This is a genomic window from Teichococcus vastitatis (assembly GCF_003604215.1).
Lineage (GTDB): Bacteria > Pseudomonadota > Alphaproteobacteria > Acetobacterales > Acetobacteraceae > Pseudoroseomonas > Pseudoroseomonas vastitatis.
The window spans coordinates 64,332-77,932 of the sequence record NZ_QXGS01000012.1 but is presented as its reverse complement, the minus strand read 5'-3'; the positions used below and the strand labels follow the sequence as shown (position 1 = coordinate 77,932).

The following is a 13,601-nucleotide window of genomic DNA, read 5'->3' as shown; positions in this document are numbered from 1 at the left end:
CCGCCTCGTCCGGCGATGATGACGCGGCGCGTCTGAGATCCTGGCGTATGGCCCGGGTCGAGCCACCGCGGAAGATCGGCGGCCAGGCTGTTCCCGGTGCGCCGGGTTCGCGCGGCGCGGCCGATCAGGGAACGTCGATCGGCACGGCGGTGACGCTGTTGAAGGGCGAACCATCCACCAGCTTGGTGCTGGTGATCAGGTAGATCAGCACTTTCTTCTCCGCATCCCAGATCCGGGTCACTGTCAGGGCCTTGAACAGCGGCGAGCTGGATTGTCGGAACACCGATTCCGTCTGCGGCAGGTCGGCCGGCAGGGTGACCGCCCCCACGGCGCGGCAGGCGATCGAGAAGCGCGAGGGATCTTCCGCCAGCCCCACCCAGCCCGACACGCCGCCCGTGTCAGCGCGGCTGACGTAACAGGACACATTGCCGACGCGCGGATCGTCGTACCGTTCCACCACCACCTTGTCGTTGGGGCCGATCATGCGGAAGGTGGTGCTGACCTCCCCCACGCGGGTCTGGGCCGCGGCCGGCAGCATCATCGCCAGCCACAACCATGCCGCCCGCCTTGCCGTTCTGCGCAAACCCATCCGTGCCATCCTTCTTTCTTCCAACTATTTCGGGCAGCGCCGCGGGCGTCGCAAGTCCGCGTGAACCGGGCCGTGCCGCCACAAACCGGCAGGCGTGGACTTGAGGGTTGTTCTAAGGTGCCGCCATGCAGTTCCTGAGCGACTTCGCCGATCTGGCCGTGATCCTGCCCGCCTTCCTGGCGGTCACGCTGACGCTGCTCGCCTCCGGCTGGCGGCAGGGTGCGGTGCCATGGGCTTGGGTGGTCGCCGGCACGCTGACGCTGGTGTTTCTGGCCAAGCTCGCCACTTACACCCTGCCCGGCCTCTTCGGCACCGCCTGGGGAACCTGGTCGTTGCGCAGCCCCAGCGGCCACGTCGCCTCGGCGGCCATCCTTTATGGCGGGCTTTCGGTGCTGCTGCTGCGGCGACGGATGCTGGCCCTGGCGCTGGCCCTGGCCGTTGCGGTGCTGGTGGCCGCCAGCCGGGTGGCGCTGCGGGCGCACACCATTCCCGACGTGATCGCCGGCGGGGCGCTGGGCCTGGCCGGCGTGGTGGCCCTGGCCTGGCTGGCCCCACCGGTGCCGGATCGCGCGGGTGGGGCCCGCCTGGTGCTGCCGGCCGTACTCGCCTCCGTGGTGCTGTTGATGCATGGCGAGCGGCTGACGGCGGAAGGCATGATCATGCGCCTGGCCTGGCGGCTCTCCCGGCTGCTCGACAGCTGATTCACGCCGGCGGAGATCGGCGGCAGATCCGGCTTTACCGGAGCGCGGCGTTGAGGCATCTGTGCCTGCCCGTTGCGAATCCGACATGCTTATTCTCGTGCCAATGGTTCCATGGCGTCCCGCGCGGCCGGATCACGGCCCTGAACCGGCCGTTTCCCGGTGACAGGTCCGATCACGGCTTTCACGGCCCTGCTGGGGCTGGTCGTGGTGCTGGCCATGCTGCTGCTGCGCGAGTGGCGCCGGCGGCGCACCGCGGAGCTGCGCGCCGAAGTCCTGTTTGAAGCCGCCCCCTTCGGCGTGCTGATCCTGGACCCGCAATCGCACCGGCTGCTCGGAGCCAATGACCGCGTTTGCCAGGAGCTCGGCTACAGCCGCGACGAATTGCTGCGCATGACCATCGCCGAGGTCGACGTGCTGGGCAGTTCGGAGGCGCTGCGGCAGCGCGGCCGGGCCCACCGCATCGGCCCGGATACCCAGGAGTTCGAGGCCCAGCACCGTGCCAAGGACGGCACGGTGCGAGACATGCTGGTGCGGGTGCGCGGCGCCCGGCTGGACGGCCGGAACATCACCTACGGAGCGCATTTTGATATCACCGCACGCAAGCAGGCCGAGCAGGAGCGCGCCCTGCTGCTGGCGGAGGTCGATCACCGGTCGCGCAACTTGCTGGCGGTGGTGCAGGCCGCCTTGCGGCTGATCCCGCGCACGGACGCCCAGAGCTATGCCCGCGCCGTGGAGGAGCGGGTGCTGGCCCTGGGTCGGGCCCACACCCTGCTGTCGCAGGGCCGCTGGCGCGGCGTCGATCTGGAGATGCTGGCGAATGCGGAACTGGCCGGGTTCCTCGACGGACGCGCGCCGCGCGTGGTGCTGCGCGGCCCCGCCGTCACCTTGCCGGCCGGCGTCACCCAGGGTCTGGCGATGATCCTGCACGAACTGGCCACCAACGCCACCAAGCACGGCGCGCTGTCCCGGCCCGGCGGCCAGGTGACGCTGACCTGGGAGGTGCCGGCCGGCGCCCCGGAGCTGCGTCTGTGCTGGACGGAGCGCGGCGGCCCGCCGGTCGCCATGCCGCCGACGCGGCGCGGCTTCGGCTCCCGCATGCTGGAGGTCACCCTCGGCACGCAGCTGGGCGGCCGGCTGCAGCGGCACTGGGTGCCGGAAGGATTGGTGTTCGAGATGCAGCTGCCGCTGAACCGGCACGGCACCGACATGCTGCACCCGCCCACCGGGGTGACGCTGCGCGGGCCGGGAACCGGATCGGCCGGCGCGGCCTGAGCGGTGCGATTGCCAGCACCGGGGGCCAGGCGCAGAATGCTGCGTCCCGCTGACGCTGCGCCGGAGGTTTCGCTGCCGCATGTATGACGTGATCGTGGTCGGGGCCGGTTCCGCCGGTGCGCCGCTGGCGGCCCGCCTGTCGGAACGGCCAGGGCGGCGCGTGCTGCTGTTGGAAGCCGGGCGGGACTGGCGCGCGGCGGAGGCACCGCCGGCCCTGCGCTCGGCCAACATCATCCCCTTCATGCGCGACCCGGCGCATCAGGCGGAATGGCAATGGCCCGGGCTGCAGACCCGCCGCACCCGGGTCCAGGCGCCGCGCTTCTATTGGCGCGGCAAGGCGATGGGCGGTTCCTCGACGGTGAACGCGCAGATCGCCATCCGCGGCGTGCCGGCCGCCTTCGACGGCTGGGCCGAACGCGGCTGCGAAGGCTGGTCGGCCGACGAGGTGCTGCCGCTGTTCGACGCCATCGAGGACGATGCCGAGACCGGCACGGTGCCCGGCCGCCGCCGGGGCGGCCCCCTGCCGGTGTTCCGCGCGCCGGAACGCGACTGGGGCGCGGTGGACCGGGCGCTGAGGGACGCCGCGCTGGCCCTGGGCTACCCCTGGAAGGCCGATCTCAATGCGCCGCGGGGCGAGGGCGTCTCCCCCTATCCGATCAACAGCCGCGCCGGCCGCCGCGTCACCACCAATGACGGCTATCTGGAGCCGGCGCGCGGCCGCCCGAACCTGGAGATCCGTGGCGAGGCGCTGGTGGACTGCGTGCTGTTCGAGGAACGTCGCGCGCGCGGCGTGCGGGTGCGTTTCGGGCGGCGGGGTGACTGGCAGGAGATCGCGGCGCGGGAGGTGGTGCTGTGCGCCGGCGCCATCCACAGCCCGGCTATCCTGATGCGTTCCGGAATCGGCCCGGCGGCGCGGCTGCGCGACCTCGGCATCGCGGTGCTGCAGGATCTGCCAGCGGTCGGGCAGGGCCTGATGGACCATCCCATCCTGCGCGCCACGCTGGACCTGGCCGAGGCGGCGCGCGCCACCCATCCCGAGGCGCGCCACACCAATTGCTGCGTGACCTATTCGTCCGGCCTCGCCGGCGGCGGGGAGCGCGACATGATCATGATCGCCTTCAACCACAGCGGCCTGGTGCCCGAGGGGCAGGTCTCGCCGGTCGGCTCCCTCGGCGTGTCGCTCTACGACGCCTTTTCCCGCGGTGAGGTGCTGCTGGCCTCGGCCGATCCGGATGCCAACCCCGTGGTGGAGGAGAACATGCTGGATGATCCGCGCGACCGGGAGCGGCTGCGCGACGGCGTGCGGCGCCTGGCTTCCCTGGTGGCGCATCCGGCCATCGCGGGCATTGCCCCACGCATCACCTTCAACGACGGGCAGATGGCGTTCGCCGCGGCCGCCGGCCTGCCGGATGACGAGTTGGACGCACTGATGCTGGCGGAGGCCGGCGACATCCAGCACGCTGCCGGCACCTGCGCCATGAGCGCGCATGAAGACCCGCGTGGCGTGGTGGACCCTGAGCTGCGGGTGCGCGGGGTCGAAGGGCTGCGAATCGCCGACGCCGCCATCATGCCGACCGACTGCCGCGCGAACCTGCACTTCACCTGCGTGATGATCGGCGAGATGCTGGCGCGCCGCATGCCCGGCGCCGGGTAGGGTCAACCCGGCCGGCCGTCGGGCGTTTCCGGTGCAAACCCGCGCGGAAGGATCGCCCCATGAAGCTGCAAGGCAGGACCGCCCTCGTCACCGGCGCCGATTCCGGCATCGGGCAGGCCATCGCCACCCTGTTCGCCGCCGAAGGGGCGGACCTCTGCATCACCTATCGCAGCGACCGCGAGGGTGCGGAGGAAACCGCCCGCCGCATCGGGGCCAGCGGGCGCCGCGCCGTGATCGCGCAATGCGACATCAGCGAGCCGGCGGCCGTGTCGGCGTTGTTCGACAAGGCGGCGGGGGAACTCGGCACCCTCGATATCCTGGTCAACAATGCCGGCCGCTCCATGACGAACATGCCGGTCGCCGAGATGGATGACGAAGTGCTGGACAATGTGCTGCGCGTCAACCTGATGGGCCCGCTATTCTGTTGCCGCGCCTTTATCCGGCAGCGGCTGAAACAGGGCGGCGGCGGCCGCATCGTCACCATCTCCTCCGTGGCGCAGCACCTGCCGACGCCGGAGAGCGCGCCCTATGGCATGTCCAAGGCCGGCCTCGGCTCGCTGTGCCGGTCGCTGTCGCGGGAGGTGGCGGAACATGGCATCACCGTCAACAACGTCGCCCCGGGCATGATCGAGACTGCCATGACGCAGGAGCGCATCGACGATCCGAAGGCGCGCGAGCAGTCCTTCGCCGCCATTCCGCTGCACCGGGCCGGCCAGCCCGAGGAAGTGGCCAAGGTGGCGCTGTTCTTGGCCTCCGACGATGCCGCCTATGTCACCGGCCAGACCTGGGTGATCGATGGCGGGCTGACCATGAACTGGGGCGGCGCCTGACGCGCCGGGATCACCGGCACGGTGAGGCGCCGGCGCCGGCGCCCTCTGACACCGACCCGCCCCCTGACAGCGACCCCACGGAGCGCTACGCATCGGCAGCATCTGATTGCCGCGAGGTTTCGTTATGCCACCCAGCCCGCCGCCCCACCGCCGGCTCGCCGCCGCCATCGCCGACCTTCACCGGGCGCTGTTGAACGCGCAGGCGGCCGGTACCCCGCTGGCCAGCAACCCCTATGCGCTGCTGCAGGCGGTGATGCACGACCCGGCCTTCGCCTGGCTGCGGGCTTTCAGCAACCTGTTGCTGCATATCGACGAGGCGGGCGCCAAGGGCGCCATTCCCACGCCCGAGGCGTTGCAGGGCTTCGTCACGCGGGCGGCGCAACTGGTGGATGGCGGCGATCCCGAAACCGCCACCAGCCATGCCATGCTGCAGATGCACCAGCTTCGCCCGGAGATCGCCGGCAAGGCCGCCTCCCTGCGGCAGGTGATCGCCGAGTTGCGCGACCTTCCCGGCCGCTGACGGGTTATCCCCAGTTTGCGTGGAAAGCCTCGTGGGCAATCCTGTGGACAACCGCGCAGAATGCCGCGCGCCACGGCGGAAGCTGCGATCCGCCGCCTTGCTGCGCGGATTGGCGGCGGAAACACAGGCCAGGATGCGGGCAGGGCGGGATGGCGATGCGGCTGAACGCGCGGCGGGACCGGATCGTGGAATTGCTGCTGGAGTTCCAGCGGATGAGCGTGGAGGAACTGGCGCAACGCCTCGGCGCCTCCCGGGAAACCATTCGCCGCGACCTGACCGAACTGGCGGCGCGCAACCGCCTGCGCAAGTTCCATGGCGGCGCCGCCCTGCCCGACACGGTCGGCGAAGGGGCCTTCCGCATCCGCATGGTGGCGAAGCTGGAAGCCAAGCGCGCCATCGCCCGGCGTGCCGCCGCGCTGTTCGGCGCCCGCGACTCGCTGTTCATCGATGCCGGCTCCACCACCGTCGCCCTGGCCGGAGAGCTGGCGCAGCGGGAGGGGCTGACGGTGATTACCAATTCTGTGGGCATCGCCCAGCTCACCTCCCGCAACGGCGCCAATGGCACCTTTCTGTTGGGCGGAGAGCATCGGCACGAGGCCGGCGAGAATGTCGGCTCCATGGTGCTGCAGCAGCTGGCCGGGTTTTCGCCGGAGCACGCGGTGCTGACCGTGGACGGCATCGCTGCCGCCGGCATCGCTGATTCCGACCTGGCGGCGGCGGAGATCGCCCGTGTCATGATCGCCCGCGCCGAGCGCCTCACCATTGTGGCCGATGCCTCCAAATTCGAGCGTCCCGCCCTGTTCCACCTGTGCCCATTGCGGAGGATCGAGCGGCTGGTCACGGATCAGCCGCCGCCTCCCGCCCTCGCACAGGCGCTGGAGGAAGCCGGAACCGAGGTGATCCTGGCCCCGTCCATTGTCCAAAACGAAGCCGAGAACAACTAGATGGGCCGCCCCACGATGCACCGGGCCCGAATGGTCACAGCCATGCGGGATGATGTCTCCTGATCTGTTCGTAACTTCGGGGCGTTGCGGTTGTACTGACCGTGGACATGGGACGGATATTCATTCCTGGAGGCCAGCCCGCCATGCTGCTGAAGCGTTACAGTGGCATTCTGCTGAAGCCGGCCCAGGCGATTGCATCGCTGCGGCACACCGGATTCTTTGCGTTCCTGGCAGCGCCTTCCCCATCGAGGAAGGCGGGCTGCGTGGCATCTCATGATCGGTTCAGCCTGCCGCTGCTGGGCAGCCCGGCATTGTTAGGCCTGGAGCGTCGCGGATCTGGCCGCCCTGCCCGGCACCCTGCACCGTGCACGCGAGACATCGACCAGTAGCAGCGATCCGGCACAAGCACGCGTCCAAGATGCGTGGCACGACAGGATCGTGGACTCTGACGACCGCAGCGATCCGACCCGAGCGACGCTGGCGGCGCGCTCCGCAGACGAGCAGGCGACATCGGGAGGTCATTGGTCCCGGACTTCCTCGAGATCGGTCCGCACCAGGGTTTGTCCATGGCATCACAAGCCGACCGCCTATACGTGACGCACCACCTCTCGCCGGCTTCGGATGAGCACACCAAGGGCCTGGAGATCGTCCGCCGATGCGGAACGGCCCCGACCGCGACCAGGCGGCTTCGTTGCCAGCTGGCAATCTGCGCGGGCTGAAAAACCGGTCGCGGAGCGCCTGTCTGATGCCGTTGAACATCCGGTGCGATGCCATGCAACAAGCTGCAGCGCCGAAGCCGGGTTACCGTGGAAGAAGCCGGGTTACCGTGGAATGAGTGGCCAAATTGTGATGCGCGATCGACAATGCGCCATTATCACCACCAGCGGCGGTGCCGTTTCGCGGGCTGCCACGCCTCCAGGGTGCGGACGGGCCAGGATCGTGCGGCAACCGGCGGCTGCGGGCGCAGCAACAGCGCCACGGCCGCGGCACCCGCCAGCACGGCGACGCCCGCGACGCTGAGCCCGACGGCGCGCTGGCGCAGCGAACGCAGCCCCCCATCGATGGCGGCCTGCCGGGGCATCGGCGCGAACAAGGCGCCCTCGGTCACCGGCACTGCCTCGGCGCGGCGGAAATAGGACGCCATGAACTGTGCCATGAAGCGCATGCTGAGCGCCGGCGCCAAGGCATGCCCAGCGCGGATCAGCGCAACCACGGATCCCACCATCGCCGAGTTGCGGGGCCGGCGCGCCAGTCGAAGCACCGTGGCTGCCACGCGACGCGCGTCATAGACCGGCGGCGGCGCCGACAGCCGCCGCCCCGTGTAGTTGGCGCCGTGGCCGAGGCCGGGGGTGTCGATGAAGGCGGGGAACACGTCGCAGACATGGATGTGGGGCTGGTCAGCCAGCTCAGCCCGCAAGGCTCAGTGAAGCCACGCAACCCGAACTTGCTGGCGCCGTAGGCGGCGGCGAACGGCACGGACGCGTAGCCACCCACCGAGTTGATGTTGATGAGCACGCCGCGTTCCTGCCGCAGAAACACTGGCAGCACGGCGTGCGCATCGTTCATGTGGCCGAGCAGGTTGGCCCGGATCACCTGCTCATGCGCCGCCATCGGCACCTCGTGGAAGCGGCCGACGGCACCGGTTCCGACAACGCTGACCCACACCTCGATGCCGCAGCCGAACTGCACCGCCCGCTCGGCCAGCGCCTGCACCGCTTCCGTGTCGGTGATGTCGGTGGGCACCGCGGCGACGGCGGCGCCCAGTTCCCGGCAGCGCGCCGCCACCTGCTCCAGCGCCTCCGGCCCGCGCGCGGCAAGCACCAGGCGGGCCCCTTCGCGGGCGAAGGCTTCGGCCGTGGCTTGTCCGATGCCGCTGGAGGCGCCGGTGATGACGACGGTCGCGCCGCCGAGGTGATGCTGGGCCATGATCGCTCCGCTTCGGTTTCCGGGATAACCGGGGCGTGGCGCGTGGGGTTGCCGATCCTTGGTCCGGCGGGTTCAGGGGCCGGGTGACAGATCCACGGCCTAGCCATGCTCGTTCCCGCGCGGCGGGGCCAAGATGCATCGTCCGGTTGTTTGCGAGGCGCACCCGCGGGATCAGCGGCATGTCATCCGGTCTGGCTTCAGCGCGGCGTGCAGCCGCCATTCCTCGCCGCGTCATCCAGCGCGGTGGCGGCGCCGTCCACCATGTTGCCCGGCTTGGGTCGAGATAGCGGCCCATCGGTGGCATGAGGGCATCGGATGGCCCGCCTTGTCAGTCACGCTGGCGCCGCCGGCCATAGGGCCGATGGCTGCCGCACCGTGCAATCGAAGAACCTTTGCCCCAGGCTGGACATCCACCCCCAGTCGACCGGCCGTTCCGCGTGCCCGCTGCGGGACGGGACATTGGTTCGGCATGGCCGGGGTTGGCGCCATTGGTCGGATGAGCTGTCATGCGGAGGCCGTTCGGGTGTGCGCGAAGCCGAAGAACAGGCTCGGCACGATGCGTCGATGCGGCGTTTTCCGGAAAGTCCGCACGACACCTTGGCGGCGTGTCAGCCGGGTGGCAATCCGGTGGCAGCGTGGCCAGCCGGAGGAGAGCGGGATGCGGGTGATCGTTGTCGGGGCGGGGGTGCTGGGTGCCAGCGCGGCCTATCACCTGGCCTGCGGCGGGGCCGAGGTCACGGTGATCGACCCGATGCTGGAGGGCCGCGCCACGGCCGCCGGCGCCGGCATTGTCTGCCCCTGGTCGTCCCGCGTCACCGATCCCGACTGGTACCGGATGTCCGGCGGCGGCGCGCGCGATTATCCCGTTCTGGTGGCGCAGCTGGCGGAGGATGGCGAAGCCGATCTCGGCTATCGCCGCGTCGGCGCGCTGTGCATCGCCGGCGACGAGGGCGCCCTCCCCGATGCGGAAGCGCGCATCCGGGCGCGACTGGAGGCGGCGCCGGAGGCCGGCATCCTGTCCCGCCTTTCGCCCGCGGAGGCACGGACGCTGTTTCCGCCGCTGAAGCCGGATGAACCGGCACTGCACCTGTCCGGCGCCGCCCGTGTTGATGGCCGGCTGCTGGCCGCCGGGCTGCTGCGGGCCGCTGCCCGCCGCGGTGCCCGGGTGGAGCGTGACGTGGTGACCGCCCTGGTGCGGCAGGGATCACGGGTGTCGGGCGTGCGGGCCGGCGGGCGCGAATTCGGTGCCGACGCGGTGCTGCTCTGCGCCGGGGCCTGGGCGCCGCCGCTGCTGGCGCCCCACGGCGTGGAACTGCCCGTGGCGCCGCAGCGCGGGCAGATCCTGCACCTGCTGCTGCCCGGCCAGCAGACGCGCGACTGGCCGGTGCTGCTGCCGATGAGCAGCCATTACCTGCTGGCCTTCGATGATTCGCGCGTGGTGGTTGGCGCCACGCGGGAGACCGGCTCCGGCTTCGACCACCGCTTCACCGCCGGCGGGGTGATGCAAGTGCTGGCCAACGCGCTGTCCGTCGCGCCGGGCCTGGCCACGGCCACGCTGCACGAGATGCGGATCGGCATGCGGCCGATGGGTCCGGACCTGAAGCCGCTGCTCGGCCCGGTGCCGGGGCTGGACGGGCTGGTGATCGGCAATGGCCTGGGTGCCGGCGGGCTGACCATGGGGCCCTATGCCGGGCGGCTGCTGGCGCAACTTCTGTTGCGTGGCGTGGCGGAGATCGACCTCGCGCCCTACAACCCGCTTCGACACGGACCTTTTCTCTCGCCGCATGGACGTTGACGCTTGAACACTGCTCCCCTCCCGCTCCTGGTCACCCATAGCGGCGGTTTCCATTGCGACGACGCGCTGGCCTATGCCGTGCTGCGCCTGGCCCTCGGCCTGGGCGAGGCCGGCACCGACCACACGTTGATCCGCACCCGCGACGCCGCAACCATCGAGCGGGCCACCATCGCCTTCGATGTCGGGCTGGTGAGCGATGCCGGGGCCGGGCGCTTCGACCACCACCAGCGCGGCGCCCCCACGCGGGAGGATGGGCTGCCCTTCTCGGCCGCCGGGCTGGTCTGGCAGCGTTACGGCGCGGACGCGGTGCGCGCGCTGCTGCGCCCGCTGGGCGAGGAGGCCGTGGCGCTGGCGCCGCAGGTCGCCACGGCAATCGATGAGTCGATCATCCGCCGGGTGGATGCCATCGACAACGGCGTCGGGCCGCGCGACGACACGCTCGGCCTCGGTGCCCTGGTGAGCGACTTCAACCCGACCTGGGACTCCCCCGCGCTGGGCGACGTGGCGGCCGAGGATGCGTTGTTCCGCGAGGCCTCGGACCTGTGCGAGGCGGTGCTGCGCCGGCGCGTCGACATGGTGCGCGCCAAGCTCGCCGGCGAGACGGAGGTGATGGCGGCGCACGCCGCCGGCCAGGACGGCCGTCTGCTGGTGATGGACCGCAAGCTGCCCTGGCGCTCGCTGGCCTTCCGCCAAGGCTGGCCCATCCTGTATGCCATCTATCCCGTGCCCAATGGCAACTGGATGGTGGACGCGATGCCGCCCGAGCCGGGTTCCTTTGCCCAGCGGCTGCCGCTGCCGGAAGCCTGGGCGGGGCTGCAGGGGGCGCCGCTGGTGGCCGCCTCCGGCATCCCGGACGCGGTGTTCGTGCATGTGAAGCGGTTCATCGGCAGCGCCAGTTCGCGCGAGGGGGCGCTGGCCATGGCCCGGGCGGCCATGACGATCGGCGGCGCATGAGATCACGCGGCCGGGTCTTTCCTGGCCTGCCGCCTGACCCCAGCATCAACAACACCCTGCTTGCCGGCCGGGCGACGAACGGAGCGATGGAGGACCGATGATGAGCGTGACCCAGCAGGCCTTCCGCGCGGCGATGTCGCATCTGGCGGCAGCGGTGAACGTGATCACCACCGAGGGCGAGGCCGGGCGCGGCGGCATGACGGCCTCCGCCGTGTGCAGCGTCACCGACGCGCCGCCCACCCTGCTGACCTGCATCAACCAGTCGGCCCGGCTGAACGGCATGATCAAGCGCAACGGCGTGTTCTGCGTCAACGTGCTGGCCGCCGCGCACCAGGAGATCTCCGGGCTGTTCGCCAATAACAAGGAAGAGATGGAGGCGCGCTTCGCCCTGGGTTCCTGGAGCCGGCTGGCCACCGGCTCCCCGGTGCTGGAAGAAGCGCCGGTGTCGTTCGATTGCCGCGTGTCGCAGGCGGTGGAGGCCGGCACCCACACCGTGTTCCTGGGCGAGGTGGTGGGGCTGCGCGTCACCGAGGGCGAGCCCGACGGGCTGGTGTATTTCCGTCGTGGCTACCGCCAGATCGCCACGCTGCCGGTCGCGGTGCTGCCGGGCGCCTGATCCGCGGCCGGTGCCCACCAGGAACCCGTCCATGGATGCCGAGGCCAGCTCCCCGGGGCAGCGCGTGCCGGCGCTGGAAAGCGCCCTGGCGGAGGACATCCAGACGGGCCGGCTGCCGGCGGGCAGCTGGCTGAAGCAGATCGCGTTGCAGCAGCGCTACGGGCACAGCCGCGGCGACGTGCGGCGCGCCCTCGATGGGCTGGCGGCGCGCCGGCTGGTTGAGCACGTGCCCAATTGCGGCTTCCGCGTCGCCGTCATGGATGAGCTTCGCCTGCAGGAATTGCGGCAGCTGCGCGCCATCCTGGAGAACGCCGCCGCCGCCCTCACCGCGGTGCCGGCCCCGCCGGCCGCCGTGCTCCGCCTGCGGGCGCTGGCGGAAGCGTTCTCCGCCGCGGCCGCAGGCGGTTCGGCGCAGCAGCGCAACGAAGCCAATTTCGCGTTCCACCAGGCACTGCTGGAGCTCTGTCCCAACCGCGAGTTGGCACAGGCCGTGATCCAGACGCGGCTGCGCATGCCGGCGGCGCCCGGCGCCCAGTGGGAAGCGCCGGGATGGGTCGCCGAATCGGCGCGGCAGCATCACGCCATGGTGGACGCGCTGGAGGCCGGCGACCGCAGCGCTTTCGCCGCCGCCGTTCGCGCGCACCAGCGGCCGCCGCCGCCGCTCCCGGCCGGCGCCGCGCCGCGCGGCCGTCCGCGAAAAGCTGCGGCCGGAGCGACCAGACCCGCACGCGATTCTCTTGCAATCGGCGGCAGCCCTCCCCATCCTTCTGCGCAGTCCGCAACAACCGAAAGGAGGTGATCCAGTGTCTCATTGTTTGAAGTCGGTGCCTGCTGCCTCCTGGATCGCTGGGACGACCAAGACCGTCTCGGCCTGAGGCTGCGGGTTTACCCGCAAACAATGTCGGAGGCCCTGGGGAGTGATCCCCGGGGCCTCTTTCACGTCCGGCGCCGTCTTGTGGAGGTGCAGGGCCGTCGATATAGCCGAGCGGGAACAACGCCCGGAGCCGAGCCCCCCATGCGCCGCCGCTTCATCCTGGCCAGCGTGGTGGCCGCCGGGTTGCCGGCCGGCCCGTCCGCGCGGGCCCAGGGGGCGCCCACGGTGTTCGCCGCCGCCAGCCTGACCGATGCCATGCGGGCCGTGGGCGCAGCCTGGACGGCCCAGGGCCACGCGGCGCCGCGCTTCTCCTTTGCCGCTTCCTCCGCCCTGGCGCGGCAGATCGAGCAGGGCGCCCCGGCCGACATCTTCGCCTCCGCCGACGAGCCCTGGATGGACTATCTCGGGCAGCGGCAATTGATCGTGGACACGAGCCGGGCCAGTCCTCTCGCCAACGCCCTGGTGCTGATCGCCCCGGCCGATTCGCTGCAGGCGCCGGTGGCCCTGGCGCGCAACACCGACCTGCTCGCCCTGACGGGGGCGGAGGGCCGCATCGCGACCGGCGATCCCTCCAACGTTCCGGTCGGCCAGTATGCCCGGGCGGCGCTCGCCTGGATGGGTCAGTGGGAACGGGTGTCGCCGCGCCTGGCGCGTGCCGACAACGTCCGCTCCGCCCTGCTGCTGGTGGAGCGGGGCGAGGCGCCGCTTGGCATCGTCTATGCCACGGATGCCGCGGCCTCCAAGGCGGTGAAGGTGCTCGGCCACTTCCCGGCCGAAAGCCATCCGCCGGTGACCTATCCCTTCGCCCTCACCCGTCGCGCCGCCGCGAATCCGGCGGCGCGCGAGTTTCTCGCCTTCGTCATCGGCACCGAGGCCGTGCCCATCTTCCGGCGCTTCGGCTTCGCCCTGCGCGGGTCCTGACCAGC

The 13,601-nt window shown here is 71.1% G+C and carries 14 protein-coding genes; 11 read left to right on the top strand and 3 right to left on the bottom strand.

All coding sequences use genetic code 11. The features are described 5' to 3' along the window. Positions 1–124 precede the first annotated feature (124 nt). On the bottom strand, positions 125–589 hold the full coding sequence (locus tag D2K64_RS15010; RefSeq protein WP_120009192.1) for a CreA family protein: 465 nt from the start codon (positions 587–589) through the stop codon (positions 125–127). A 125-nt stretch (positions 590–714) separates the two neighbouring features. On the opposite strand from D2K64_RS15010, the gene D2K64_RS15005 reads away from it, so the two are divergent. From D2K64_RS15005 to D2K64_RS14980, 6 genes are all read left to right on the top strand, one after another. Further along, a complete protein-coding gene (locus tag D2K64_RS15005) occupies positions 715–1,290 on the top strand; it encodes a phosphatase PAP2 family protein (RefSeq protein ID WP_120009191.1) in 576 nt (191 codons plus the stop codon). A gap of 159 nt (positions 1,291–1,449) precedes the next feature. Further along, on the top strand, positions 1,450–2,562 hold the full coding sequence (locus D2K64_RS15000) for an HWE histidine kinase domain-containing protein (RefSeq protein WP_120009190.1): 1,113 nt from the start codon (positions 1,450–1,452) through the stop codon (positions 2,560–2,562). A 79-nt stretch (positions 2,563–2,641) separates the two neighbouring features. After that, a complete protein-coding gene (locus D2K64_RS14995) occupies positions 2,642–4,216 on the top strand; it encodes a GMC family oxidoreductase (RefSeq protein WP_120009189.1) in 1,575 nt (524 codons plus the stop codon). A gap of 59 nt (positions 4,217–4,275) precedes the next feature. Further along, positions 4,276–5,046, top strand: a complete 771-nt coding sequence (locus D2K64_RS14990) for an SDR family NAD(P)-dependent oxidoreductase (protein ID WP_120009188.1) — start codon at positions 4,276–4,278, stop codon at positions 5,044–5,046. 124 nt (positions 5,047–5,170) lie between these two features. Beyond that, positions 5,171–5,566 carry a hypothetical protein gene (locus D2K64_RS14985; protein ID WP_120009187.1) on the top strand — a complete coding sequence of 132 codons (396 nt, stop codon included), beginning with the start codon at positions 5,171–5,173 and terminating at the stop codon, positions 5,564–5,566. Between the two features lie 149 nt (positions 5,567–5,715). Next, complete coding sequence (locus D2K64_RS14980; RefSeq protein WP_238384213.1) at positions 5,716–6,510, top strand: DeoR/GlpR family DNA-binding transcription regulator; 795 nt, start codon at positions 5,716–5,718, stop codon at positions 6,508–6,510. Positions 6,511–7,384: 874 nt separating this feature from the next. Here the strand turns inward: D2K64_RS14980 and D2K64_RS25530 are convergent. Both D2K64_RS25530 and D2K64_RS14975 read right to left on the bottom strand, forming a co-directional pair. After that, positions 7,385–7,666: a hypothetical protein gene (locus D2K64_RS25530; protein WP_238384212.1), complete on the bottom strand. Its 282-nt coding sequence runs from the start codon at positions 7,664–7,666 to the stop codon at positions 7,385–7,387. Positions 7,667–7,710: 44 nt separating this feature from the next. Continuing rightward, positions 7,711–8,436, bottom strand: a complete 726-nt coding sequence (locus D2K64_RS14975) for an SDR family NAD(P)-dependent oxidoreductase (RefSeq protein ID WP_238384211.1) — start codon at positions 8,434–8,436, stop codon at positions 7,711–7,713. A gap of 658 nt (positions 8,437–9,094) precedes the next feature. On the opposite strand from D2K64_RS14975, the gene D2K64_RS14970 reads away from it, so the two are divergent. The 5 genes from D2K64_RS14970 (at position 9,095) to modA (ending at position 13,596) form a co-directional block, all read left to right on the top strand. Continuing rightward, on the top strand, positions 9,095–10,231 hold the full coding sequence (locus D2K64_RS14970) for an NAD(P)/FAD-dependent oxidoreductase (RefSeq protein WP_120009186.1): 1,137 nt from the start codon (positions 9,095–9,097) through the stop codon (positions 10,229–10,231). 3 nt (positions 10,232–10,234) lie between these two features. Then, positions 10,235–11,185, top strand: coding sequence for an MYG1 family protein (locus D2K64_RS14965; protein ID WP_120009185.1), 951 nt, complete (start codon positions 10,235–10,237; stop codon positions 11,183–11,185). A gap of 100 nt (positions 11,186–11,285) precedes the next feature. After that, entirely contained in the window at positions 11,286–11,801 is a 516-nt protein-coding gene (locus tag D2K64_RS14960) for a flavin reductase (protein WP_120009208.1), read from the top strand. A gap of 31 nt (positions 11,802–11,832) precedes the next feature. Then, a complete protein-coding gene (locus D2K64_RS14955) occupies positions 11,833–12,600 on the top strand; it encodes a GntR family transcriptional regulator (protein ID WP_120009184.1) in 768 nt (255 codons plus the stop codon). 216 nt (positions 12,601–12,816) lie between these two features. After that, a complete protein-coding gene (gene modA, locus D2K64_RS14950) occupies positions 12,817–13,596 on the top strand; it encodes a molybdate ABC transporter substrate-binding protein (protein ID WP_120009183.1) in 780 nt (259 codons plus the stop codon). Positions 13,597–13,601: the final 5 nt, after the last annotated feature.